The 23,031-nt window shown below is 74.8% G+C and carries 14 protein-coding genes and 2 pseudogenes; 9 read left to right on the forward strand and 7 right to left on the reverse strand.

Features of this window, described 5'->3' with window-relative positions; genetic code table 11:
* Positions 1 to 49 precede the first annotated feature (49 nt).
* The 5 genes from ACWF9Z_RS30640 (at position 50) to ACWF9Z_RS30660 (ending at position 5,272) form a co-directional block, all read left to right on the forward strand.
* Complete coding sequence (locus ACWF9Z_RS30640) at positions 50 to 1,297, forward strand: cytochrome P450 (protein ID WP_453607451.1); 1,248 nt, start codon at positions 50 to 52, stop codon at positions 1,295 to 1,297.
* On the forward strand, positions 1,294 to 2,133 hold the full coding sequence (locus ACWF9Z_RS30645) for an enoyl-CoA hydratase/isomerase family protein (RefSeq protein ID WP_453607454.1): 840 nt from the start codon (positions 1,294 to 1,296) through the stop codon (positions 2,131 to 2,133). Before ACWF9Z_RS30640 ends, ACWF9Z_RS30645 begins: the two co-directional genes overlap by 4 nt.
* A 77-nt stretch (positions 2,134 to 2,210) precedes the next feature.
* Positions 2,211 to 3,473, forward strand: coding sequence for a VWA domain-containing protein (locus ACWF9Z_RS30650; RefSeq protein ID WP_453607456.1), 1,263 nt, complete (start codon positions 2,211 to 2,213; stop codon positions 3,471 to 3,473).
* A 14-nt stretch (positions 3,474 to 3,487) separates the two neighbouring features.
* Positions 3,488 to 4,276, forward strand: coding sequence for a hypothetical protein (locus ACWF9Z_RS30655; protein WP_453607459.1), 789 nt, complete (start codon positions 3,488 to 3,490; stop codon positions 4,274 to 4,276).
* Positions 4,277 to 4,483: 207 nt separating this feature from the next.
* Positions 4,484 to 5,272, forward strand: coding sequence for a class I SAM-dependent methyltransferase (locus tag ACWF9Z_RS30660; RefSeq protein WP_453607461.1), 789 nt, complete (start codon positions 4,484 to 4,486; stop codon positions 5,270 to 5,272).
* Between the two features lie 3 nt (positions 5,273 to 5,275).
* On the opposite strand, the gene ACWF9Z_RS30665 is transcribed toward ACWF9Z_RS30660, so the two are convergent.
* From ACWF9Z_RS30665 to ACWF9Z_RS30675, 3 genes are read right to left on the reverse strand one after another with little or no spacing between them, the layout of a single operon-like run.
* Positions 5,276 to 9,025, reverse strand: a complete 3,750-nt coding sequence (locus tag ACWF9Z_RS30665; RefSeq protein WP_453607464.1) for an SAV_2336 N-terminal domain-related protein — start codon at positions 9,023 to 9,025, stop codon at positions 5,276 to 5,278.
* On the reverse strand, positions 9,022 to 12,495 hold the full coding sequence (locus tag ACWF9Z_RS30670) for a VMAP-C domain-containing protein (protein ID WP_453607467.1): 3,474 nt from the start codon (positions 12,493 to 12,495) through the stop codon (positions 9,022 to 9,024). Before ACWF9Z_RS30670 ends, ACWF9Z_RS30665 begins: the two co-directional genes overlap by 4 nt.
* Positions 12,492 to 13,790: a hypothetical protein gene (locus tag ACWF9Z_RS30675; protein ID WP_453607469.1), complete on the reverse strand. Its 1,299-nt coding sequence runs from the start codon at positions 13,788 to 13,790 to the stop codon at positions 12,492 to 12,494. The genes ACWF9Z_RS30670 and ACWF9Z_RS30675 overlap by 4 nt, the downstream gene beginning before the upstream one ends.
* Before the next feature lie 262 nt (positions 13,791 to 14,052).
* On the opposite strand from ACWF9Z_RS30675, the gene ACWF9Z_RS30680 reads away from it, so the two are divergent.
* Positions 14,053 to 16,404, forward strand: coding sequence for an immune inhibitor A domain-containing protein (locus ACWF9Z_RS30680; RefSeq protein ID WP_453607472.1), 2,352 nt, complete (start codon positions 14,053 to 14,055; stop codon positions 16,402 to 16,404).
* On the opposite strand, the pseudogene ACWF9Z_RS30685 reads toward ACWF9Z_RS30680, so the two are convergent.
* From ACWF9Z_RS30685 to ACWF9Z_RS30700, 4 genes and pseudogenes are all read right to left on the reverse strand, one after another.
* A pseudogene (locus ACWF9Z_RS30685) lies at positions 16,388 to 16,645 on the reverse strand (tRNA (adenosine(37)-N6)-threonylcarbamoyltransferase complex transferase subunit TsaD); the annotation flags it as partial. The gene ACWF9Z_RS30680 and the pseudogene ACWF9Z_RS30685 overlap by 17 nt on opposite strands.
* Before the next feature lie 110 nt (positions 16,646 to 16,755).
* Positions 16,756 to 17,133 (reverse strand): VOC family protein, encoded by a 378-nt coding sequence (locus ACWF9Z_RS30690; RefSeq protein WP_453607475.1) that lies wholly within the window; start codon positions 17,131 to 17,133, stop codon positions 16,756 to 16,758.
* 9 nt (positions 17,134 to 17,142) lie between these two features.
* Positions 17,143 to 18,615 (reverse strand): FAD-dependent oxidoreductase, encoded by a 1,473-nt coding sequence (locus tag ACWF9Z_RS30695; RefSeq protein WP_453607477.1) that lies wholly within the window; start codon positions 18,613 to 18,615, stop codon positions 17,143 to 17,145.
* 194 nt (positions 18,616 to 18,809) lie between these two features.
* Positions 18,810 to 19,772 carry an oxidoreductase gene (locus ACWF9Z_RS30700; protein WP_453607480.1) on the reverse strand — a complete coding sequence of 321 codons (963 nt, stop codon included), beginning with the start codon at positions 19,770 to 19,772 and terminating at the stop codon, positions 18,810 to 18,812.
* A gap of 283 nt (positions 19,773 to 20,055) precedes the next feature.
* Between ACWF9Z_RS30700 and cbiE the strand changes: the two genes are divergently transcribed.
* The 3 genes and pseudogenes from cbiE to ACWF9Z_RS30715 all read left to right on the forward strand — a co-directional run.
* On the forward strand, positions 20,056 to 21,339 hold the full coding sequence (gene cbiE, locus ACWF9Z_RS30705; RefSeq protein WP_453607482.1) for a precorrin-6y C5,15-methyltransferase (decarboxylating) subunit CbiE: 1,284 nt from the start codon (positions 20,056 to 20,058) through the stop codon (positions 21,337 to 21,339).
* Positions 21,336 to 22,085, forward strand: coding sequence for a precorrin-4 C(11)-methyltransferase (gene cobM, locus ACWF9Z_RS30710; protein ID WP_453607483.1), 750 nt, complete (start codon positions 21,336 to 21,338; stop codon positions 22,083 to 22,085). Before cbiE ends, cobM begins: the two co-directional genes overlap by 4 nt.
* A pseudogene (locus tag ACWF9Z_RS30715) lies at positions 22,075 to 22,914 on the forward strand (cobalt-precorrin-6A reductase); the annotation flags it as partial. The gene cobM and the pseudogene ACWF9Z_RS30715, both read left to right, overlap by 11 nt.
* Positions 22,915 to 23,031 lie beyond the last annotated feature (117 nt).

Below are 23,031 nucleotides of genomic sequence, written 5' to 3' on the forward strand. Positions count from 1 at the left end.
GATCACGTGGGTATGCATGGCGGCTGGTCCTCAGAAAGGAGCCGCCATCATGGGGGTTGCCACAACTCCGTCGTACGACCGCCGGGCGTCCGCCTCCCTCTTCTCCCGTCTGCGGACGGCCAGAGGGCAGGCCGACCCCTTCCCGATATACGCGGAACTCCTCTCGCGGGGCGACGTCGTGCCCGCCCCCTGGGGCGGCTTCGCCGTGACGGGCTTCGCCGCCTGCGACCAGGTCCTGCGCAGCCGACAATGGCTGGAGCCCGACAGACAATGGCGGGAGCGCCAGGGGCCCGGGACACGCTGGAACGCGCCCTCCTCCCGCGAGATGAGCAACACCCTCGCCGCGCTCAACACCCCGGACCACACCAGGGTGCGGCGGGCGGCGGGCACGTTCGACCGGTCCACCGTGGAGCACATCGGCCGCAACGTGAGCCGGACCGCGGATCGGCTGCTCGACGCCTTCACGGAGCGAATACGCACCGGCGAGGCGGACTTCTCGGAGCTGGTCTGCGAGGAGCTGCCGGTAGCCACCATAGGTGACTGGCTGGAACTGCCGCAGGCCGACTGGCCGAGGCTCCGGCACTTGACGCACGACCAGGTCTTCACGCAGGAGCTGCTGCCGTCGGCCAGCCAGCTGGCCCTGTCCGACGCGGCCACGGCGGAGCTGCGGACCTACTTCATGGACCTGGTGCGCGAGCGGCGCTCCCGCCCCGGTGACGACCCCATCACCCGGTGGATCCGGACGTGGGACGCGATCGAGCCCGACCGGGACAAGGCCGACGAGGCCGTCTACTTCCTGGTGCTCTTCGTCCTGCTGGCCGCCCTGGAGACCACCGCGACCCTCCTCTCGACGATGACGCTCCGGCTCGTCGAGAGCCCGGAACGCTGGGACATGATCGCCGACAACCCCGACCTGGTCCCCGGGTTCGTGGAGGAGACGCTCCGCTACGACCCGCCCACCCACGTGATCAGCCGGGTCGCCTCGCAGGACTCCCTGCTGGGAGGCATCGAGATCCGCCGCGACGAGATGGTCCACCTCATGATCGGAGCGGCGCACCGGGACCCGGCCAGACACGGCGACCCGGACCGGTTCGACCCCGCGCGCCCGGCCGACCACCTCGCGTTCAGCGGGGGCATCCACTACTGCCTCGGCGCGCCGCTGGCCCGCCTCGAAGCCCAGACCCTTCTCCGCCAACTGATCCGGCGCCTTCCCCGCCTCACCCTCGTACGCCCCCCGTCGATGGCGCCCCGCGTGGCGTTCCGGCGCCTGCTGAACCTGGACGTAGCACTCGCATGACCGAACCGGCCCCCGTCCCCACCCCCACCCCCGTCCCCGCGTACGCCCCCACGTACGTCCCCGCGTACGCCCGGACCGCTCCCAAGGCGATACGCGCCGAGCAGGACGGCCCCGTCCTGCACGTCCGCCTCAACCCCTGGGGGCAGGAGGACACGTTGGACGCCGCGGTCCTCGACGACCTCCTCGCCCTGCTCGACGACCTCCACGAGAGACCCGACGTCCGGATCCTGACGCTCTCGTCACTGGGTACGGACTTCTGCCTCGGCGCCGACCGCAACGAGTACCAGGAGGCCCTGGCCGCCGATCCGTCCGGCATCGGCCTGCGGCGCATCGCCGACAAGGCGCACCGCCTGTGCCAGGCCCTGGAGAACACGCACGCGGTCACCATCGCCCGGTTGCACGGGCGGGTCATCGGCGCCGGTCTGGCCCTCGCCTCCTTCTGTGATCTGCGCGCCGGCGCCGACACCAGCCGCTTTCGCATGCCGGAGGTCGGCCTGGGGCTGCCCCCGGCGTGGGGAGGCGCGATGGGACGCCTGGTCTCCGAGGCCGGCACCTCCAGGATCCGCGAGCTCATGCTCACCTGCGACGTCTTCGACGCCGACACGGCGCAGCGCATCGGTCTCCTCCACCGGACCGCCCCGCTCGACCAGTTGGACAAGGTGATCGAGTCCTGGACCAGGCCCCTCGTCCGGCGCTCGCCCGAGGCACTCGTCCTGACCAAGAGGATGATGGCCGGCTACGCGCGGGCCGACAGGACGGCCGACGTCTCCCTGCTCGACTCCCACCTCCTGGCAGCCACCCTCCACCAGAGCGCGACGGGGAGGAACACCCCGTGACGTCACGCTCTGCTATGACCGGGGGACCGTGAGGCGGGCGGTTTGGCGGGTGGGGGGAATCTCAATACGATCCGGCGATGATCACTAGAAGATGGGTGGCCGCCGGCGCGTGCGGTGTGCTTGTCACCCTGGCCGCCGGGTTGTTCCCGGCAAGCGCCGCCGCCGGTGAGCCGGTGGCGAAGGAAGCTCCCAAGGTCGAGCTGGTCCTGGACGTGAGCGGCTCGATGCGCGCCCAGGACATCGACGGGCAGTCTCGGATGTCCGCCGCGAAACAGGCGTTCAACGAGGTGCTGGACGCCGTGCCCGACGATGTCCTGCTCGGCATACGGACCCTCGGCGCCAACTACCCCGGCGACGACAAGAACCAGGGCTGCAAGGACACCAGACAGCTGTATCCGGTCGGGCCGTTGAACCGGACCGAGGCCAAGACCGCGGTGGCGACCCTCGCCCCCACCGGGTGGACTCCCATCGGGCCGGCCCTGCTCGGGGCCGCCGACGACCTCAAGGGCGGTGACGCCACCCGCCGGATCGTGCTCATCACCGACGGCGAGGACACCTGCGCCCCGCTCGACCCGTGCGAAGTGGCGCGGGACATCGCGGCCAAGGGGATCCACCTGGTCATCGACACGCTCGGGCTGGTGCCCGACGCGAAGACCCGCAACCAGCTGATCTGCATCGCCGAGGCCACGGGCGGTACGTACACCTCGGTGCAGCACACCGCCGAACTGTCCGGTAGGGTCAAGCAGTTGGTCGACCGGGCGGCCACGCCCGTGGTCAATCCGGTGGCCACCGAAGGCGCCAAGCAGTGCCAGGGCGCCCCGGAGCTGAAGCCGGGCCTCTACACCGACCGCGAGAGCTTCGGGGAGCACCGCTGGTACCGGGTGGCCGTCAAGCCCGGCCAGGAACTGCGCGCCTCGGTGAGCATCGGGGCCGACCGGGCCGTCAACCTCGACTACGGGGTCCTGCTGCGCGCCACGACGGCGAGCGGGCGGGAGATCGTACGCGGCCAGGAGGCGGGTGACGGTCGCACCGACCTGATCTCCTCCGGGCTGCGCTACCCCAAGGCGCGCGACGGGGACGAGGACCAGCCGGCGGAGACCGTGTGTCTCCAGGTCAGCAACTCCTTCTCGGCTCCCGCCTCGGTCAAGACGACCCCCGGCATGCCGATCGAGCTGACCGTCGACGTGGTGGACGGTCCGGACGGGGCGAGCGACGTGGCCGCCTTCGGTCTCGGGCGCGGCTGGTGGCTGCTCGGTGTGCTCGTGCTCACCGGCTTCCTCGCCGGCCTGGTGTGGGGCTGGATCACCCGCTGGCGCATCGCGGTCTGGAGGACCAACTGATGGGTGTTGTGGCAATGAGACGTGGACGCGGGCGCGGGTGGCGCCTGACGGGCGCCGGGCTGCTGGTGGGCGGTGCGCTGCTCGGTGTCGCGGCCTCGCCCTCGCCGAACCCGAGCGGCAGCCCGAGCGGCAGCCCGGCGGCGCCGACCGAGGCCGGCACGGCATTCCGTACCGCCACACCGGTCCGGCTGGGCCAGGAGGCCACCGCCGACGCCTCCACCGGTGACTACCTGTACTGGGTGCTCCCCCTGGACACCGGGCAGCGCGCCACCGTCGAGGCCTCGGTCACCCTGCCCGCCGCGGCCGGCCGGCACGCCTCCTCCACCTGGCAGCTCGACGTCTACGACGGTCTGCGCCGCCGCCAGCCCTGCATGTACGGCCGGCAGACCGGTACGGCGGCCAAGGACGCCGCCACCGTCGAACTGTCCTGCACCCTGCGCCCGGTCCGCTCCGGCGGCGACCAGTGGGGCAACGACCCGCTGCCGGGTGCCTATTACGTCCGGCTCACGGTCACCGACCTCGCACCGGAGGACCTCGGCCAGCCGGTACGGACGCGGCTGCGGGCGGCGGCGAAGGAGGCCGGCGGCGCGTACGCGGCCGGCAACGCCCTCGCCACGCCGCTCGTGCCCGGTTCCGGCACGGCGTCCGGCATCGAGCCGGCCGACGGCTGGTCCGGTGGCTGGTGGTCCGACCGCTGGCTCTGGACGGCGGCCGGCGGGGTGCTCGCCGCCATCGCGGGGATCGGCGGCCACCGCCTGACCCGGGGCGCGGGACGCCCGCGAGGGGTGCCGCCCACCGCCTGACCCCGGCGGCACACGCACGCACGCGCACGCATCCGCACACGCACCCCGCCCGCGGTTCCCGGAGGCCGGGGTGCGGGATTCCCGGGTGCCGGGCCGACCAGCCCCGCACCCGGGCGTCCGTGCAGGCACCACTGACCGGAGCCGTTCCCTCCACCGGGCTCCGCCGGGATGATGCCCCCAGATGTCGATCCGGGGGGGGCGGACAGCATGGACGGCGACGCGGCACGGGGAAACCAGTACGACGACGAGTCCGAGGACTACGTCGGCTACTGGGAGGGGCGCGACTACGAACACGCGGCGGAGATCGCCGCCGTGAAGCGGCTGATCGGGCGTGGCGGCGCCCGGTACGGACTCATCTGCGAAGTGGGCGGCGGATTCGGCCGGCTGAGCCCGGTCCTCAGGGAGTACGCGGACCGGGTCATGATGTTCGACCCGAGTTCCAAGCACGTCGGCATCGCGCACCGGCTCTTCGCCGGCCATCCCGGCGTCACGGCGCACCTCATGCGCCCCGGGGACATCCCGCTGGAGGACGGGTCGGCCGACCTCGTCTCCATGATCCGCGTCATGCACCACCTGCCCGACCCCGGACCCACGCTGCGGGAGATAGCGCGCGTGGTGAAGCCCGGCGGCCGGGCCCTGATCGAGGTGGCCAACTCCGCTCACATGCTGAACAAGCTGCGCTACGCCAAGCGGCTGCGCGGCATCCCGCGCCGGCCAGTGGACATCCGCTCCGCGGCGAAGGCGGCCGAAGGCGGCATCCCGTTCGTGAACCACCATCCGGACACCGTCGTGGGGCAGTTCGCGGAGGCCGGCCTGCGGGTCGAGGAGAAGCTGTCCGTGTCCAACATGCGCAGCGGCCGGCTGAAGCGGCGACTGGGCGAGGACCGCCTGCTGGCCGTCGAGCAGCGGATCCAGAGCCCGCTGGCCGCGGTCAACTTCGGGCCCAGCCTCTTCTTCCTGCTGCGCAGGGACGGCGCGGATCCCGGAGCCGGATAGGACTCACCCGGCGGGGGTCGCGGGCGGGGTCCTGAAGGTGACGGAGCCCGTCTGCGAGGCCAGCAGGGCCCGCCACGCCTCGGGGAGGCGGGCGGGGTCGGCGAAGGACACCTCCGTGAACTCGGCGGACTCGGCGAAGTCGACGCGGTCGAAGGTCGCCCCGTCCGCGAAGACGGTGGCCGTGAACACGGCCGGGGAGTCGAAGGTCGCGTCGTCGAAGGAGGCCCGGTCCTCGAAGCGGGCCCCGTCGAAGAGCAGGGCGTCTCCCCACACGGTGGACGCGAACGAGGCCGGCCCGAGGAAGGCGGTCCCGCTCCACGTGCTCCGGCCGTGGAACACGGTGCTCGCGAAGTTCGCCGCCCCCCGGACCCGCATCCGGCTCATGAGCGTCCGCTGCCACAGCTCGGCCCAGGCCATGTCGAGGTCGCGGGCGAACAGGGTGTCCCGGAACCCCGCGGTGCCGCCGAAGTCCACCCTGCTGAAGCACACTCCGCGGTCGAAGGTGCTCCCGTCGAAGGCGCAGCCGTGCCGGAACACGGTCCGGCCGAAGGAGGCCGTGCCCTTGAAACGGGAGGTCTCGAAGCGCGCCGGGGTGTCGAAGACGGCCCGGTCGAAGGAGACGCGGCCCTCGAACTCGGCCCCCACCGTGCTCCATTCGTCGGTGAAGCGCGCGCGGTCGAACACCGCGGCCCCCATCCGGACGTGCTCGGTCAGCGGGTCGCGCAGTTTGCCCAGCACGCGGGCGAGGAGACGGTTCGCGAAGGTGGTGCCGCGCAGGTCCACGTCCGAGCCGGGACTGAGCCCCCGCACGTACTCGTTCTGTTCGGCCGTGCTCACGTGCGCCAGGCAGCCGTGTCGGCCCGGCAGCCGGATCCCGATGCATCCGGCCGGATCGGCGGCCGTGGCCCCGTAGCCGCACTGCGCCCAGTCGACGGCCGGCTCGTCGTTGCGCAACTCGGCGTCCACCAGCGCCCGCGCCACCTCGACGGGGCCGTCGAGGCAGATCCAGCCCGACGGTCCGAACCCCGGCTCCGGTGCCGGAGCGGACTGCGGACCCGGTTCCCCGTCCGGCTCGTACGCCGGCTCGGGCTCCCGCTCCGGCTCCAGCGGCTCCACGGCCAGGTGTCCCAGCCCGCCGATTCCGCGCAGGGACTCGCCCTGCACCGTGAGGACGGCGCCCAGCGCGTCCGGCCGCCTGAGCCGCTCCGCGACCGCGCCGTGACGGGCCAGCCGCCGGGCCTCGTCCACCGCCGGCCCGCGCACCGCCCGGTCCCCGACCGTGAACTCCCCCCGGGCCAGGGCCACCGCGAGACCGAAGTCCCAGTCGCCGGATCCGCCGCGCAACCGCGCCAGTACCCCGGGGAGTTCGGCCAGGAGCCGTCCGGCCTTGCCCAGGGCGCCCGGCGCCGACACCGTGACGAGCAGGACGGCGCCGTCGTCCGTGGAGGACGCCGCCCCGGGCACCCCGATGTCCGTCGTCGCCCCCGCGACGAGCACGGCGAGCTCGGGCAGCAGGGTCCGGCCGATCGGCCCCACGGCGATCTCGGGCCGGATCGCCAGACAGACGCCGGAGTCCTCGGCCCGCGCGCGCACGTGGTCCGTCATCACCTCGCGGAATCCCGGCTGTTCGATCAGTGCCTGCCCGGACAGGAACACGATCCGGTCGGGCATGACGGTGTGCACGATGCCCGCCAGCCGCCCCTCGCGCGAGACCGGAGCGCCCACGTAGTGGGTCCAGGCCTCCGTCTCGGCGGAGAGCCGGACGAGCTCGCCGTTGCGCTCGCCCTCGTACGGGAGGACCTCGCCGGTCAGCGCGATCCGCTCGCCCTCGTCGGTCGAGCCGTCCACCCGCAGCCGGACGCGCTTCCCCGTGGCCTCGGCCCACTGCGCCGGCAGCCACGGGCCCGGATCCACCAGGTCCTCGTCGGCCAGCAGCAGGAACACCGTGGGCACGGCCTCGTCCCACCACACGGAACGGCAGGCCACTTCGCGGTATCCGGACCGGACCCAGCCGACGGCGTTGCGCCCCCTCCCCTCCCCGACCGTGAGGACCATCCGGGGCGACAGCAGCACGCCGACCGCCTGCGGTTCGCGCATCGGCTCGAAGCGGACCCGCACCACCTGCTCGCCGAGCCCCGGGTCCGGGCGCCCGGCCGCCGCGAACGGCATGGCCCCGTCGGCCACTTCGCGGCGGCCCTCCGTGCCGTCCGCGACCCGGATCGCCGTGAAGTCCCGTCCGGTGCCGCGGTGCCGGGCCATGTACTCCCAGACCCGGCGGCGCACCAGCTCCCGTACGGCGGCCACGTCCCCGCGCAGCTGCGAGCCGAGCAGCGCCTCCCGTACGCCCGGCAGGAAGTGGAACTCCGCCTGGTCCGACAGCTGTTCGGCGCCCCAGGGCGCGAACAGCCCGCCGAGCGCCACCTCCGCGAGGTGGCTGTGCTCGGAGTCCCGCAGCAGGGAGCGGCGCACGAGGGTCATCACGGGCAGCGTGAGGGGTACGGCGGCCAGGTGCGCGGCGAGGCGCTGGGCGGTCGGGGAGGCGTTCGCTCGGAAGCGTTCCACCGCGTCGAGGGGGTCCGGGAAGGGGCCCTGCGGACCGGGGATCTCGTACGGCGCCCCGTACGCCGTCCCGTGCGCGGGCTCCGCGTCCAGCCGCAGGCAGGCCAGGCGCCGCCAGCGGCCGTCGCCCGACACCACGCGCACCAGCCGGGCCAGGCTGCCCGAGGCGATGCCGACCACCGGGATCACGGCTCCGCCGCCGCGGGCCCGCCGGACCATCGGGACCCGCTGCCAGGACCGGGTGGCCGCCGCGGGCCGCTCCGCGCGGACGGCGAAGGGGACCGGTCGGACGGCGCCGCGCGACCAGAGCCGCTCGGGCAGGACGTTGAGCACGGCCACGGCGTTGTGCGCCGACCACTGCCGGAGCACGCCGCGCAGGGGCGCTTCGCGCCAGCCGCCCGCCACCGTGTCGGAGAGGACGAGGATCAGCCGGCGGCCCGCCGGGTCGGCCAGCTCCAGGGGGTTGCGGGGCGGGGTGCCGCGGCCGCGCGTGACCATGGGGGTGCCCCCGGGGCCGGTGCCCGTGAGCTGCCAGGTCCGCACGTCGCGGAAGACCCCGCTGCGGACCAGGACCCCGCGGACCTCCTCCACCAGGTCGGACCAGAGCAGCATCGAGTGGTGCCCGTCGACGACCAGGGCCACGTCCAGCCAGCGGCTCTCGGCGGGCCGCAGCACGGGGGTCAGCACCATCCGCTCGATGCTGCGTTCCACGGTGAGCTGCTCGTCCAGCTCCTCCCCCGGGCCGCCGATGTTGCGGCGGCCGACGGGGCGCAGGGAGCGCATCAGGGCGAGCGGGTCGTCGAGGGAGGCGGCGCGCGGCAGGCGCAGGGGCGTACCCCGGCGCCGCGGCGGTGCGGGGGCGGCGCCCCCGGCCTTGCCCTCCGGGTCCGCGGGGCCGGAGGCCGGGTCCGCCGGCCCGGTGGACCCGGGTCCCGGCGCCGGGAAGAACTCGACGCCGGACTCCCCCGGTTCGCGGGCGATGCCGGGCGTCTCCGGCGCGGCCCCCGCCGGTTCGGGGCCGAGGGGCGGTTCCGGCACCCGTGGTGGCGGGTCGGCGGCCGCCGGGCGGTCCGCCATCGCGTCCACGCGGGTCGCGAGCCACAGGATGTCGGCGATCTCCTCCGCCCCCACCCCGGTGCGCGGGCCGCCCTCCTCGGCGCCTTCGGCGAAGGCCGCGAGGAGCTTGTCGATCACGTCGAGGGCCCGGTGAGGTGGTGCATGACGGTGGCGAGGAAGCGGTCCCGGTCGTCGGGGGCCGACCACGCTCCGACCAGGCGGAGCTGGATGGCGTTGAGGAGCTGGTCGGTGGCGAGGTCCCCGTCGTCGGCGCGGTCGAGGAAGCTCTTGACCAGCTCGCGGTATTCCTCGTCGCCCTGTTCGATGTCCACGCCGAGCCGGCCGCGCACGATGCGGGCGAGTTTGTCGAGCCCGGGCGGCTCCATGTGGAGGCGGACGCAGCGGCGCAGGAAGGCGGGCGGGAAATCGCGTTCGCCGTTGCTGGTGAGGACCACGATGGGGAAGTGCCGGCACTGGACGCGGCCCTGGGTGATCCGGACGGCGGCGTCCGGGTCGTCGTCGGTGCCGATGGCCACGGTCGGCTCCTCCTTCGCGAGCCGGGCGAGTTCGGGGATGTCGAAGCCGCCGTCCTCGAAGACGGTGAGGAGGTCGCCGGGCAGGTCGATGTCGCTCTTGTCGATCTCGTCGACGAGCAGGACCCGCGGGCGGTCCTGGGGCAGGAGGGCCGTGCCGAGCGGCCCGAGGCGCAGGTAGCGGGCGATGGACGGGCCGCCGGGGGCGTTGCCCGGGCCGTGTGCGCCGGCGGGGGCCGGGAGCCCCTGGGGCCCCGCCCCGGGGGGCACGGAGCCCGCGGTGCGCAGCTGTTCGAGGCCCGCCTCCTGGAGCCGGCCGATCGCGTCGTACAGGTACAGGCCGTCGCGCAGGACGGTCCGGCTGGTGATCGGCCAGTGCAGTACGGGGCCCAGGCCCAGGTCGGCGGCGATGCTGGAGGCGAGCGTCGATTTCCCGACGCCCGGCTTGCCCGTGATGAGGAGCGGCCTGCGCAGGTGCAGGGCCGTGTTGACCACGTCCTTCTCCGCGTCGTCGGGTACGTAGCCCTCGCCCCGCCGCCAGGTGCGCTCCCAGGCCGGTCCCTCGCAGCCGGGGGGTGCGTACCCCGGGTCCGGGATGCCGGTGAAATCGCGCCAGGGCGGTGGCGGTCCGGCCTCCAGCCTGGTCCGGCGCTCGGCGGCCTCGCCGGTCCCGTGGTACAGCCACCAGTCCTTCGCCACTGCCTCTGCCTCCATCGTCGAATAGCGCGGTCGGTCGTCGCGGTCGGTCGCCGGGCCCCCGTCGGGACCGGCGTCGGGGTGGGGATCGGGGCCGGTGTCCGGGCCGGGAACCGGGGCCGGCGTCCGCAGGGGCATCGGCATTCGATTCAAGCCAGGGACCGGAGGGTGAGCGTGTCGTCGGGATCGTCCCACAAGAGAACCAACCGGTCTTCCCCCGGCGCTCGTTGATCCTCGCCGGGCGGGGCGCCCGCGGCCGCCAGGGCGGCCGCCCGGCGCACCTCCCGCACGCGCGCCGGCAGCGCGAGCACGTCGAGCGCGCCGGGGTCGGGGCGGCCGTCCTCGCCGGCCGGCGCGAGCAGCGCGAGGAGGTCGGGAGGCGTGTCCGGGCCCCGGCCGGGGGGGCCCCCCGGGGGGCCGGGCGGCCGGCCCGCGGGGGCCCGGCGCGGGCGGGGCGCGGCCGGGCCGCGGCGCCCGCCGCCGCGCGCGCGGGCCGAGCCGGCCGGCCTGCGCGCCCGGAGCCGCCGCGTCCTCGCGGCGGCCACCCGCGCGCCGCCACACCGCCACGGGAACCCCTCCCTCCAGCACCGCTTCCACCACCGCTCCCGTCCGCGCCCCGGCCGGCGTGTGCGCCAGTACGCAGGCGGGCGCCGGCCCCGCCCCCAGCTCCATGCCGAGCCCGTCGTCCACGTCGGCGTCGGTCACCACCCGGACGGCGTCGGCGTGCCGTCCGCCCTGGGACCACAGCCAGCGCCACTTGTCCCGCCACTCCGCGGCGGTGTCCTCGCGCTCCTGCGGGCAGCGCACCACCACCTGGTAGACCAGCCCCAGGGCCCGGGTCCGCCCGCCCGGGCCGCGCGGGACCGGCCACTGGTCGAAGTCCAGGTCGAGCAGTTCGTACGGCACGTGGAACTCGATCAGCTCCACCGCGCCCGAGGGCCGGCCCGCCTCGGCGTGCCCGGAAGGATCTCCCGTCGCCCGGCCCACGCTGCCCAGCTGGCGTACGAGTTCGGCCCGTATCGCGTCCAGCCGGACCGGCTCGCCCTCCGACTCCCAGATGTGCTCGGTCGAGTCCCGGCGCAGCCACATCCGGGCCAGGAAGCCGTCCTCACCGCCCGGCGGGGACTCGAGCCGCACGTGCAGGGCCGTCCTGCGCGGCGTCGGGGGCGGCGGCCGCAGCGGGGGCAGGGCGAGGCGCTCCCGGGTGTCGCGCACCCAGTCGCGCAGCCGGGCGGCCCAGCGCGCGTCGGCCGCCGCGGCCCGCTCGCCGAGGAACCGTACGAAGGGCACCGCGAGCGGCATCCCGCCCGGACCGCCGTGGCGCTCGTCGAGGTCCTGGACCACTTCGAGCAGGCTGTCGCCCGGCAGGCCGCCCTGGAGGGGAGGCGCGCAGCCGGTGGTCCGGAACGCCCACGCGTAGGCCTCGTAGGCACAGCGCGGCAGCTCACGGCCCTCGAAGAGGTCGCCGAGCCCGTCCCAGGCGGCCTGGTCGAGACGGGCCGCCCGCGGCAGCGCGGCCCCGGTCAGGTCGTCGTCGAGGAACGAGCAGGCGTCCCAGTCCCGGTCGACGACGAACTGCGGGAGCTGCCAGCCCTCGCCGCGCTCGCGCAGCTCCCGGAAGGTGCGGTGGACGGAGCGGGCCGTGTCGGCGAGCCCGACGACGGCCTCGCGCACCGAGTTCTCGCCGAGTTCGTCGAGGAGCGCTTCGGTGAACCGGCCCGCGCCGCGTTCGGCGTCGTTCTGCGCGGCCTCGCCCTCCCGGGAGGCGAAGAGCCGGAACTGCTTGCGTCCGGGGACGGTGACGCCGCCGCCGTAGTCGTTGGTGCCGAAGTTCCAGCGGGCGTCGCGGGGCGCGTCGACCCGGCACGCGTCCACGAGCGCCGCCTGGAGCGGGAACCTGCGGTGCTTGACGAGGTCGGTGCGCCACCAGCGCAGCGCGGAGTCGAGGTTGAGGTGGCGGATCTGTCCGGGGCTGGCGTCGGCGCAGGGCAGCATGAGCTCACCGCCGCGCGGCTCGATGTAGCCGTGCCCGGCCCAGAAGATCCAGAGCAGGTCGCCGTCGCACGCCGGGAGTTCGTCGAGGAGGGCCGCCTTCACGTTCTCCTCGGTGGCCGGCCGGTGCGTGGTGCGCAGGGCTTCCAGTCCCGGCGAGGCCGACCAGTCGAGGGTGTCCGGATCGTCCAGCGGGGACAGCAACAGCCGTACGTGGCCCGGCGGCACCATCGCGGGCCCGGTCAGCCAGCGGGCGAAGCGCAGAGCGTCGCGGGCCGGGCCGTGCAGGTTCCAGCGGTGGCTGACGGCGTAGCTCTCGACCCCGGCGACGAGCGCGAAGGTGCGCCGCGGCCCCAGGCTCGGGGGGAGGAAGTCGAGGGGGGTCACGCGATCTCCGCTTCGGACACCGCCTGTTCGATGAGCGCGTAGAGGGAGTCCTGTTTCCAGTAGGCGCTGTGGCAGGCCGGGAACGGCTGGCGGCTGCCGATCTCGTGGTCGCTGACGCGCGGGTCGCCGGGGAAGACGGGCTCGGCCAGGTACGAGAGCACGTCCTGGCGGTCGTAGACGTTGAGCCAGCGCGGGAAGGCGTACGGGAGCTTCGCGCCGGGGGCGATCCCGGTCAGCGCGCCCAGTTCGTGGAGGAAGGGGGCCTGCGAGCCCACGGTGACGAGCAGCGCGGCCCCGGGGACGGGCTCGCCGCGGGCGGCCCCGAGCGCGAGGAGGTCCACGAGGGCGATGCCGCCGAGGCTGTGGCCGATGAGCACGGTCGGCCCGTCCCCGGCGGTGATCCGTTCGTGCAGGAAGGTGCGGAGGCCGGCCCCGCGGGCCTGGTAGCGGAGGATGTCGCCGAGGGCCGGGGTGGCTCCGACGGTCAGGGAGCCGCGCCAGGCGTTGAGCAGCGGCTGGGTGGTGACGCGCATCGCGAGCCGGCCGAGGACCGCGGCGGCCCGGGCGCCGGGCACCCGGGCGTCGCCGCCGAGGCGGGCGGTGAGCAGTTCGACGAGCCGGTCGCGTTCGGCGCCGGTGCAGTCGGCCTCGGCTCCGGCCGGGGCGAGCGCGGCGGCGGTCACCGCGCGGGCGAGGGCGGTGGCCAGCTCCCGGGCCTGCGGCTGTTCGGTGGCGCGGGCACCGGCGCGAGCGGCTTCGGCGGAGCCGGCGACGAACTCCAGGGCGGCGGGGAACCCGGCGGCGAGGCCGGTGCCGCGCAGCAGTGCGGCCTGCTCACCGCCGCCGAGCGCGTCGGACCCGGGGGCGCGCGGACCGGGCCCGGGTGCCCCGGGGGCGTCCGGGAGGCCGGCCAGCAGTTCCAGTACCCGGACCCCGGCGGGCTGCACCCCGGGCATCGCGAAGGGATCGTCCGCGCCGTCCACGCCGTCCGCCCCGTCCGCACCGGTGTCCCAGCCGGCTTCGGCGAGGACCCGCAGCTCACACAGCGGGTCGGCGAGCAGCAGCCCCCATTCGGCGGCCTCGTCGTCCCCGGGGCCCGGGGCTCCGCCGGGCGCCTTCAGTCCGGGGACGGACCGGCCGTGAGCGCTCAGGGTGGCCCCGAACCGCTCGCCCCAGAAGCAGGAGTCCACGGCCGCGTCGGGGAACCGGGCGGTCAGCCGGTCCCGCACCAGCGCGAAGAGCGTGTCGTGCCGCTCCTGTCGCACCCCCGTGCCGTGCACAAACAGAAATCGCATGGCGGTTCCGCCCCCTCGCACAGTCGTCCCCCGCCCGGCACGATAGCGCCGCGGGGTGAACGGGGCCCTCGGAACGACGAGTTAGGACCGTGCGCATCCGGAAATCGGCCGAGGTCGATCCATCGCCGGACCCGGCGCCGGGCCGCCCGGGCCGCGCCCCTCCCGTCTCGGACAGCGGGATCCGCACCCCATCTATAAATCACCTGTCACATGTGAAATATTACTCGCGCTTCGATCCGAACCCCCAGAGAGGTCAGCCACGTTGCGCAGACTCGCTGCGGTAGGAGCGGCGATATCCCTCGCCCTGCTCGCCGCCCCGGTACTCACCGGCCCCGCCTTCGCCGCCGCCGCACCCCCGCCCCCTCCCCCGGCCGGGCAGCTGCGGGCCGAACAGGCCGCGGCCCCTCCGCCCGCTCCCCTGGAACTCCAGCGGCAGGCCCTGCGCCGCCAGGCCCTCGAGGAGGTCGCGGCCGGCCGGCCCGACGGCCTGCGGGCCGAGGCCGACGGGACGCTCCCGCGTCAGGCCAAGGTCGGCAAGCGGTACGTCGAGCTGGCACAGGAGCGCAAGGACAAGGTCTTCGTGATCCTCGCCGAGTTCGGCGACCAGGTCGACAACACCACCGAGTTCGAGGGCAAGCCGCGTTTCGGCGGCACCCCGGGCCCGCTGCACAACGCCATCGGCAAGCCGGCGAAGGACGACAACCACACCCTGTGGCGCAAGGACTTCGACCGGGCCTCCTACCAGAAGCAGTTCTTCTCCACCGACCCGCAGTCCGCGTCCATGCGCGCCTACTACCGGCTCCAGTCCTCCGGTCGCTACGACATGGACGGCACGGTGACCGACTGGGTCAAACTTCCCTGGAACGAAGCCCGTTACGGCACCGACAACTGTTCCGAGCCCGGCCAGTGCCGGACCAACTGGGACATGATCCGGGACGCGACGACCGCCTGGTACGACTCCGAGCGCGCGAAGGGCCGCACGTCCGAGCAGATCAAGGCGCAGCTCGCCGAGTACGACGTGTGGGACCGCTACGACGCCGACCACGACGGCAACTTCGACGAGCCGGACGGCTACCTCGACCACCTCGTCGTGGTGCACGCGGGCAAGGACCAGACCTGGGGCGGCGGAGCCCAGGGCAAGGACGCCGTGTGGGCGCACCGCTGGTTCGCGTACTGGAACCAGGCGGGAAGCGCGGGGCCCGCGGGCAACAAGGCGGGCGGCACCCCGGTCGGCGACACCGGCCTGTGGGCCGGCGACTACCTGACGGGCGGGGAGAACAGCGGCGCCGGCCTCTTCGCGCACGAGTTCGGGCACGATCTGGGACTGCCGGACCTGTACAGCTCGGACGGGGACAACAGCGTCAACTTCTGGTCGCTGATGTCCGCGGCCTCCTATCTGGGCAAGGGCCGCAACACGACCGGCGAGTTCCCCGGCGACCTCGACCCGTGGAGCAAACTGCAGCTGGGCTGGCTCCAGTACACGGAGGCGGACGCGGGCCGGACGACCCGTGCGACGCTCGGGGTGTCGGGGTACAACACCGAGGACCCACAGGCCCTGCTGGTGCACCTGCCGCCGTCGGTGACCACGACCGAGCTCGCCGATCCCTACGAGGGCGGCAGTCAGTGGTGGAGCGGCACCGGTGACTTCATGGACAACACCCTGTCCCGGACGGTCGACCTCACGGGGACCGCGGCCCCGGCCGCGAGCGGCGACGGGGCCCGGCTCGACGCCCGTGTCTGGTACGACGTCGAGCAGGACTTCGACTACCTGACGGTGGAGGCCTCCACGGACGGTGGAGCCGTGTGGGCGGCCCTGCCCGGCACGGTGAACGACGCGCCGACCGGCCCGAAGGGCATCACCGGCACCTCGGCGGGCTGGGCGCGGTTGTCGGTTCCGCTGGAGCAGTTCGCCGGGAAGACCGTGCAGTTGCGCCTGCGCGTGACCTCCGACAGCAACACCCACGGCAAGGGCGTCTCCTTCGACGACATCCGCATCACGGCCGGCGACGGCCGGGAGCTGCTGCGCGACGGAGCGGAGCAGAGCGGCACCAACGGCTGGACGGCGGTCAAGTGGTCGCACACGCAGGGACGTACGGGCAGCGAGCAGCACCCGCGCGCCTACTTCGTGGAGAACCGCCGCTATACCGGCTACGGCAGCATGCTGAAGACGGGTCCGTACAACTTCGGGTTCACCGGCGACACCGTGGAGTTCTTCCCCTACCAGCAGGGCGTCCTCATCTGGCTCTGGGACACGGCGTACAGCGACAACACCACCAAGGCGCACCCGGGCGGCGGGCTGCTGCTGCCCGTCGACGCCCGTCCGGCGCCGCTGACGTACGCCGACGGGACCGTGCTGAACGCGCGGGCGCAGACCTTCGACGCCCCCTTCTCGCTCGGCAGGAGCGACCGGGTCGTCCTGCACAAGGCGGGCACCCCGGTGGTGATCCCGGCGCGGCCGGGGGTACCGGTCTTCGACGACCGCCACGGTTCCTACTGGGACGCGCGACTGCCGCAGCTCGGGGTCAAGGTGCCGGACACCGGGACCCGGATCACGGTCGCGAAGGAGGCCGCGGGCGGGGCGGTGACCACGGTCCAGGTCAGCCCGTCGCGGTGAACGCCCCCAGCTGAGCACGGGGGTTGAGGGCGGCGTACTCCAGGGGTGCGGACGGGTCGGTGGTCAGCTCGTACGGGGCCGGCTCCACGCCCGCCCGCACCGGGAGGTCGCCGACGGCGGCGGTCATCGCCCCGTTGTCGGTGCACAGCGTCATCGCGGGCACCCGCGGCCGGATCCCGGCGGAGGCGCGGCGACGCTCCGCGAGCTCCCGCACGCGGGAGTTCGCGGCCACCCCGCAGACCCCACGCCGCCGCCACCCCTTCCCCCTTATTGCAACTCTGTCGCAATAGGGGTACCGGTCCGTGTCCTCCCCGGTGTCCCCGGTGGTCGCCGACCGCCCGTCGCGGACCGTCAGTCGCAGACCAGGCAGAAGGGGTGGCCGGCCGGATCGGCGTAGATCCGCCAGCCCTCGGCGGCCCGGCTCTCGTCCAGCAGGCTCGCCCCGGCGGCCAGCACCTGGCCGTGGGCCAGGTCCAGGTCGGCGACGACGAAGTCGAGGTGGAGCTGCTGGGGGCGCTCCGGGTCCGGCCACCGGGGCGGCCGGTGGTCCTCGGCGCGCTGGAAGGCGAGCACCGAGCCGGTGGGGGTGTGCAGGGTCGCCCAGCGCGCGCCGGTCGACCAGCGCCGGTCCGGCCGGTTGACCTCACCGCCCAGCACGGACTGGTAGAACGCGGCCAGCGCGGTCGGGTCGGGGCAGTCCAGCACCACGCACTGCATCTCAGCGATCATGCGCAGATCCTAGTGCCGCGCCTCCGGGACGTCGGTCCGCCCGGACCGTCCGGGCTCCGCCGCCCCGGCGCCGGTGCCGCCCGGTGGCCCGTGGTGGGCCGGATAGGCGGCGGCGTCCGGGACGGTCGGCAGCCGCCACTTGGACAGGACCCGGATCACGGTGGCGGGAGCGAGGAGCGTGGACGGCGGGGTGGTCAGCGACAGCACTCCGAAGAACCGGGCGGAGATCACCGGGTCGGAGTTGGCGCCCACCATCACCCTCGACATGTAGCTCTGCAGGATCCGGGCGGCCCGGCCCGCCGGGGGCCCTTCCGTGACCGGGTACCGCATGTCCTCGCTGGTGGCGATCTGCCAGGGCACGGCGGCCGCGGCCGTGGTGCGGCGCTGGATCCGGCGGGCGGCCGCGGCGATCTCCTCCGGGTTGAGCGTCCGCACCTCCTTGGCGAGGGCCTCCGCGGCGAGCGCGGCGACCGTCATCCCGTGCCCGTACACGGGGTTGAACCGGCAGGCGGCGTCGCCGAGCACGACGAAGCCGTCCGGCCAGCGCTCCAGGCGCTCGTAGTGACGCCACTCGTTGGCCGTGTTCCGGAAGGCCGTGGCCGAGGACAGCGGGGTCGCGTCGCGGATGGCGTCGTACAGGGCGGGGCTGCGCAGGCTGCGGGCGAAGGCGAGGAACTCCTCGTCCTTGACGGGCGGGACGTGCGGGCCGTTGCCCAGGAGCGTCACCAGCCAGCGGTCCCCCTCCCGCACCAGTACGCCGCCGCGCGGCAGATCGGGGCGGCTCTGGACGTACAGGCCCTGCCAGCGCCGCTCCGGATCGGCCGGGATCTCGAAGTAGCGGCTGGAGTAGCCGAGACGGGAGTCGAACCGGGTGACCTCCGGGGCCGGGAGGCCGAGGGCCTCCAGCCAGGCCGTGGCCTTGGAGGTGCGCCCCGTCGCGTCGACCACCAGGCGGGCGGCCAGCGTGCCGCCGTCGCGCAGCCGCACGCCGGTCACCGAGCGGCCGGCGGGGCCGGCCACCAGTCCGGCGGCCGCCGTCCCGGACCGGATCCGGATGCGTCCGCCCCGCAGCACTTCGCGGCGTACCGTCCAGTCGAGCAGCTCACGGCCGGCGATGAGGACTTTCGCCCCGGACAGCGGGTGGAACCAGTCGGCCGGGCTCAGCCAGAGGAAGTCCCGGGGCGAGTTCAGCAGGCTCGCCCCGGCGTCCACGAGCTTGTCGGTGATGCCCGGCAGCATCAGCTCGATCAGCTCGACACCCCGCGACCACAGGATGTGCGCGTGCCGGGACTGCGGGACACCCGGCCGGAACTCCGGCCCGGCGTCCACGAGTTCGTCCCGCTCGATCACGGTGACGCGGGAGAACCGCCGCGCGAGGACCCGCGCGGCCAGCAGCCCGGCCATTCCCGCCCCGAGGACCACCGCGTGGTCCCCGGATTCCGCGTCGGTATGTGGGTGGTTGTCCGTAGCGTCGTCGTCCATTCCGCCGAGTCTGCTGCGAACGGGGCGCCCCGGTCAGGGCCCGGACGGGGCGCCCTGGGGCGCACCGGGGGCGGACGGGCTCATGACGGGGCGCCCACGCGGACGGGGGCCGTGGACGGGGCGTCGGCCGGAGGCACGGGACGGTCCGGTCGCCGGCCGGAAGGGACCGGCGAGCAGTACGTCCGCCCGGGGATTCAGCGCGACAGCGACGTGTACGAGACTCCCGTGAGCTTTTCCGAGGCGTCCCAGAGCCGTTCGCCGGACGTGTCGTCCAGGGTCCATTTCGCCCGCCAGGAGCGTGCGGGCGCGCCGCGCCAGCCGAGCCGCGGCCCGATGAAATCGTCCGGCCGGACCCCGGGCGCGGTGGCCGCGTACAGGGTGGGCAGCGCGCCGGAGGCGGCGGACTGCGCGATGAGGCCGTTACCGAGGACGTTGCCGAGGGTGTTCGCGGCGACCGCGATCCGCGAGGTGAGGGTGGTGCCCGCCTGCGGGGTGGCGCCGACGTGCAGGTTGGTGGCGGCGTAGCCGGGGTGGGAGGCGGCCGCGACGATCCCGGACCCGGCGGCGGCGAGCCGCCGGGAGAGCTCGTGCGTGAAGAGCAGGTTCGCGGTCTTGGATCGGCCGTAGGCGATCCAACGCCGGTAGGAGCGCTCGCCGTTCAGGTCCGTGTGGTCCACGTCCCCGAGGGCGTGGAAGCCGCTGGAGAGGCTGACGATCCGGGCACCGGGCGCGGCGGCGAGCAGGCGCGGCAGGAGCAGCCCGGTGAGGGCGAAGTGGCCGAGGTGGTTGACCCCGAACTGGGTCTCGAACCCGTCGGCGGTCCGCCCGTAGGGCAGGGCCATCACCCCGGCGTTGTTGACGAGGAGATCGAGGGTGTCGCCGCCCCGCCGCTGCCCGTACGCGGTCGCGAACTCCCGTACGGAGGCCAGGTCGGCGAGGTCCAGCGGCAGGAACTGCACCTTGGCGCCGGGCACTTCGGTGCGCAGCCGCACCTCCGCAGCGTGCCCCCGGGCCGCGCTGCGGCAGGCCAGGACGACCGAGGCCCCGTGCCGTGCGAGCTCGCGGGCGGCGGCGTAGCCGATCCCGCTGTTGGCCCCGGTGACCACGGCCGTTCGGCCGCTCTGGTCGGGCATGTGCGCGGCCTTCCAGCCCGGCATGGCAGCTCCCTCGGATCGCGTCGGTCGCATGCGGACCGCGGGCGTCGCCACGTCCGGACGGCGGACGTCGCCGTCGGACCGCGGGCGCCGCATGCGGACCGCGGGGTTCGCATGGGTGACACCGCACGGAGTTACCTTCGGTAATTCGAACGGCACACCGCCACCCTACTCCCGGCCGGCGCGCCGCCGGCCGGGCACCCCGGCCACCCTGGCCCCGGAGGGCGGGCCCCCGCCCAGTAGGCTGCGGGTCCACCCGCTTCCCGTTCCCCCGAGGTTCCGCGCAGTGAGCTCCACACCGCCACCGCCACCGCTCCCCGTGCCCGTGTCGGTCGTCGGCCTCGGCGCAGACGGCTGGAACGGGCTCGCCGCCCCCGCGCGGGCCGCGCTGGCCGACGCCGAGGTGCTCATCGGCGGCCCCCGGCAGCTCGACCTGCTGCCCGCCGGGGAGTGCGCGGGCACCCGGGTGGCCTGGCCGAGCCCGCTGCGGCCGGCCGTGCCGAAACTGATGGCCGAACACGCGGGCCGCAGTATCGCGGTGCTGGCCAGCGGCGACCCGATGTTCTACGGGATCGGCCGCGCACTGTCCGAGGAGCTCGGTCCGGACGCGCTGCACGTCCTGCCGCACCCCTCGTCGGTGTCCTACGCCTGCGCCCGCCTCGGCTGGCCCGTGGAGGACACCGAGGTGGTCACCGTCGTCGGCCGCCCCGTGGCCCGGCTCTCCGCCGCGCTGTACGAGGGCCGGCGGGTCCTGGTGCTGAGCGCCGGAGCGGTGACCGCGAACGAGATCGCCGCTCTGCTTCGAGAGCGGGGTTTCGGCCCCAGCCGGATGCGCGTCCTCGAACAGCTCGGTTCCGAGCACGAGGACACGTACGAGGGCCTTGCCCGGACCTGGGCGCACCCGCCCGGCGACCCCCTCAACGTGGTCGCCGTCGACTGCCGCCGCGACCCCGCCGACGAGGTGCCCCGCCTCGGCGCGACCCCCGGCCTGCCCGACGCCGCCTACGAGCACGACGGCCAGCTCACCAAGCGCCACGTCCGCGCCGCCACCCTCTGCGCGCTCGCGCCCGCCCCCGGCGAACTGCTGTGGGACATCGGCGGCGGCTCCGGGTCCATCGGCATCGAGTGGATGCGCACGCACCCGTCCTGCCGCGCGGTGACCGTGGAGCGCGTGCTCGAGCGGGCCGCGCGGATCACCCGCAACGCGGCGGCGCTCGGCGTGCCCGGCCTGCGCGTGGTCACCGGCGCCGCACCCGGGGCCCTGGCCGGACTGCCCGCCCCCGACGCGGTGTTCATCGGCGGCGGCCTGACCGCCCCGGGCCTGCTCGACGCGGCCTGGGAGGCCCTGGTCCCCGGCGGCCGTCTCGTGGTCAACACCGTCACCCTGGAGTCGGAGGCGGTCCTGACCGACCGCTACCGGCGCCACGGCGGCGAACTGGTGAAACTGGCCGTCGCGCACGCCGTGCCGGTCGGCGGTTTCACCGGCTGGCGTCAGGCGATGCCCGTCACCCAGTGGTCCGTTACCAAGCCCCATCCCGCAGAGTCCGAAATGGTGGATCAGACGATATGACCGTGTACTTCATCGGTGCGGGCCCCGGCGCCGCCGACCTGATCACGGTGCGCGGCGCCCGGACCCTGGCCGCGGCCCCCGTCTGCCTGTACGCGGGCAGCCTGGTCCCGCGCGAACTGCTCGCCGAATGCCCGCCGGACGCCCGCCTGGTCGACACCGCGCAGCTGAACCTGGACGAGATCGTCGCCGAGTGCGTACGCGCGCACGCGGCCGGCCAGGACGTGGCGCGGCTCCACTCCGGCGACCCCTCCGTCTTCAGCGCCGTGGCCGAGCAGATGCGGCGGCTCGACGCGGCCGGCATCCCCTACGAGGTCGTCCCGGGGGTCCCGGCCTTCGCCGCGGCGGCCGCCGCGCTGAAGCGGGAGCTGACCGTCCCCACCGTCGGCCAGACCGTGATCCTGACCCGGATCGCCCAGCAGGCCACCCCGATGCCGCCCGGCGAGGACCTCGCCACCCTCGGCCGCAGCGGAGCCCTGCTGGTCCTGCACCTGGCCACGCGCTACGTCGAGCGGGTCGTCGACGAGCTGCTGCCGCACTACGGCGCCGAGTGCCCGGCGGCGGTGGTCGCGATGGCCAGCCGCCCCGACGAGCTGATCCTGCGCGGCACGCTGGCCGACATCGCGGGTCAGGTGAAGGAGGCCGGGCTGGTCCGCACCGCCGTCATCCTGGTGGGCCGCACCCTGGGCGCCGAGCAGTTCCGCGACAGCCACCTGTACTCCGCCGAGCGCGACCGGCATGCCTGCTGACCCTCCGCGTCCCGGCCCCGGCGCGGCGGACACCGCCGGTCCGGGCTCCTCCGCCGGCACCCCCGGCCCCGGCGAGGGCCCCGTTCGCGTCCCCGGCCGTCCGCACGTACTGATCCTCGGCGGCACCACCGAGGCGCGCCGCCTCGCGGAGGCCCTGACCGCCCGGCCCGCGGCCCCGTACCGGGTGACCACCTCGCTGGCCGGCCGGGTCTCCTCCCCGGTGCTGCCGCCCGGCGAGACCCGGATCGGCGGCTTCGGCGGCCCCGCCGGGCTCGCCGCCTGGATCACCGCCCACGGGGTCACGCACCTGGTCGACGCCACCCACCCGTTCGCGGAGCGGATGAGCTTCAACGCGGCCGGAGCGGCGGCCCTTTCGGGCGTCCCGCTCCTGGCGCTGCGCCGCCCCGGGTGGACCCCCGGCCCCGGCGACGACTGGCATTTCGCCGACTCGCTCACCGAGGCGGCCGCCCTCCTGCCGCACCTGGGCTCCCGCGTCTTCCTGACCACCGGCCGGATGGGCCTGCACAGCTTCGCGCACCTCACCGAGCCCTGGTTCCTGGTGCGTTCGGTGGACCCGCCGGACGCCCCGGCCCCGCCGCGCCTCGAAGTGCTGCTCGCCCGCGGCCCGTTCACCCTCGACGACGAACGGGACCTCCTCGCGAGGCACCGCGTCGACCTCCTGGTGACCAAGGACAGCGGCGGCTCCGCCACCGCCCCCAAACTCGCCGCCGCCCGCGAGGCCGGCATCCCGGTCCTCGTCGTCCGCCGCCCCCCGGTCCCCACGGGCGTGCGCACCACCGGATCCCTCGCCGAGGTCCGCCACTGGCTCGGCGGCCGGCCCCTGCCCGCCGGGCCGCCCCGCGGGGGGCGCCCCCGCCGGCCCCCCCCCCCCCCCCGCCCCGGGCCCCGGGGCCCCCCCCGGGCCGGGGGGCGCGGCCCGGGACCC

Source organism: Streptomyces sp. NPDC054961 (assembly GCF_053609145.1).

Excerpts from the sequence above, each read along its gene's own strand:
- cobM (WP_453607483.1), top strand. The coding sequence starts at position 21,336 with ATGACCGTGTACTTCATCGGTGCGGGCCCCGGCGCCGCCGACCTGATC.
- ACWF9Z_RS30695 (WP_453607477.1), bottom strand. The coding sequence starts at position 18,615 with ATGGACGACGACGCTACGGACAACCACCCACATACCGACGCGGAATCC.
- ACWF9Z_RS30675 (WP_453607469.1), bottom strand. The coding sequence starts at position 13,790 with ATGCGATTTCTGTTTGTGCACGGCACGGGGGTGCGACAGGAGCGGCAC.
- ACWF9Z_RS30640 (WP_453607451.1), top strand. The coding sequence starts at position 50 with ATGGGGGTTGCCACAACTCCGTCGTACGACCGCCGGGCGTCCGCCTCC.
- ACWF9Z_RS30660 (WP_453607461.1), top strand. The coding sequence starts at position 4,484 with ATGGACGGCGACGCGGCACGGGGAAACCAGTACGACGACGAGTCCGAG.
- ACWF9Z_RS30645 (WP_453607454.1), top strand. The coding sequence starts at position 1,294 with ATGACCGAACCGGCCCCCGTCCCCACCCCCACCCCCGTCCCCGCGTAC.
- ACWF9Z_RS30690 (WP_453607475.1), bottom strand. The coding sequence starts at position 17,133 with ATGATCGCTGAGATGCAGTGCGTGGTGCTGGACTGCCCCGACCCGACC.
- ACWF9Z_RS30700 (WP_453607480.1), bottom strand. The coding sequence starts at position 19,772 with ATGCCGGGCTGGAAGGCCGCGCACATGCCCGACCAGAGCGGCCGAACG.
- ACWF9Z_RS30650 (WP_453607456.1), top strand. The coding sequence starts at position 2,211 with ATGATCACTAGAAGATGGGTGGCCGCCGGCGCGTGCGGTGTGCTTGTC.
- ACWF9Z_RS30655 (WP_453607459.1), top strand. The coding sequence starts at position 3,488 with ATGAGACGTGGACGCGGGCGCGGGTGGCGCCTGACGGGCGCCGGGCTG.